The sequence below is a fragment of the Microcoleus sp. LEGE 07076 genome (genome assembly GCF_015207455.1).
Lineage (GTDB): Bacteria > Cyanobacteriota > Cyanobacteriia > Cyanobacteriales > Microcoleaceae > Microcoleus.
The window spans coordinates 1-1,072 of the sequence record NZ_JADEWV010000488.1 but is presented as its reverse complement, the minus strand read 5'-3'; the positions used below and the strand labels follow the sequence as shown (position 1 = coordinate 1,072).

The window sequence follows — 1,072 nt, the reverse complement described above, 5'->3', positions numbered from 1 at the left end:
GAATACTTCATTCCTTATTTATTTATCTAAGATAGAAGGACTAAAGTCCTCACTACGAACCAAATTATATAGAGTAGAGAAATAGGTATAATATTTACTACCTGATACAAATCATCTAAAATTCACAATCTAAAATCGAATGAGTTATTGCCTAAACCCCAACTGTTCTAAGCCCCAAAACCCGGATGCAGCCAAAATTTGCCGAAATTGCCGATCAAAACTGCTGTTGCGCGACAGATATCGGGCAATAAAGGCGATCGGACAAGGCGGCTTTGGCAGAACATTCCTCGCCGTTGACGAAGACAAACCCTCCAAACCCCGGTGCGTCATCAAACAATTTTTACCCACAGAAACCCAACTCATCCCATCAGCCAGCAATCGCAACAGCAAAAAAGCAGCCCAACTTTTTGAACAAGAAGCAATGCGATTAGACGAATTGGGAAAACACCCCCAAATTCCCGAACTATTAGCCTATTCCACCCAAGATAACCGACAATATGTAGTACAAGAATTTATCGACGGACAAAATTTAGCACAAATCGTCGAACAAGAAGACATATTTACAGAAACTCAAATCAAAGACTTACTTAATAGCTTATTACCCGTCCTTCACTTCATCCATTCTCACAACGTCATTCACCGAGACATCAAACCCGGAAATATCATTCGCTGCGCCGACAAACAATTAGTTTTAGTAGACTTTGGCGCAGCTAAAATTGCCACAGGTACGGCATTACTCAAAACAGGAACAAGCATCGGCAGCCCCGAATACATCGCCCCCGAACAAGCCAGAGGCAAAGCATTTTTCACCAGCGATTTGTACAGTTTAGGCGTAACTTGCCTGTATTTGCTAACTCAAGTTTCCCCTTTTGATTTGTTCGATCCCGGTGAAGATACCTGGATTTGGCGGCAGTATTTAGCAAAGAATCCTGTCAGTGAACAACTAGGTAAAATTTTAGATAAAATGATTGCGAATGCTACAAATCGTCGCTATCAAACGGCTGTTGAAGTATTAAAAGAAATTAATCCTCAATCTGCGATCGACCTAGTAATTCCCCAAACAATTTCTAAG

The 1,072-nt window shown here is 41.1% G+C and carries 1 protein-coding gene; it reads left to right on the top strand.

Annotated features, from left to right (window positions below; genetic code table 11):
* Positions 1–139 precede the first annotated feature (139 nt).
* Positions 140–1,072 (top strand): serine/threonine-protein kinase (locus IQ270_RS30485; RefSeq protein ID WP_193976811.1); only part of this gene is annotated, 933 nt, incomplete at its 3' end.